Origin of the sequence: Ralstonia sp. Ralssp135, assembly GCF_047304345.1 — a bacterium.
GTDB lineage: Bacteria > Pseudomonadota > Gammaproteobacteria > Burkholderiales > Burkholderiaceae > Ralstonia > Ralstonia chuxiongensis.
The window spans coordinates 1-243 of the sequence record NZ_JBGLYZ010000120.1; the positions used below are offsets into that span (position 1 = coordinate 1).

Genomic DNA, 243 nt, shown 5'->3' on the forward strand with positions numbered 1-243 from the left:
TAGCTGGTGTACACGAAGGAAAAAATGAGATCAATGCCCGCGTCGGGTATTTCAAACTCGGCATCAATCTAAAAACGGAAACGCCTACACCACAGGCTGTGAAGAAGGCGATCGACGAAGTGCTCAACAACGACGAATACAAATGGGCGGTAAAGCATCTTTCCAGCGAGTTCCGGAACTATGATGCCCTTTCTCTTTGCGAAAAGTATGTAAAGCAACTGCTGTACGGAGAACATACGCACC

The 243-nt window shown here is 47.3% G+C and carries 1 pseudogene; it reads left to right on the plus strand.

What is annotated here, in order from left to right:
* Positions 1-243 (plus strand): annotated as a pseudogene (locus tag ACCD03_RS25630) (hypothetical protein); the annotation flags it as partial.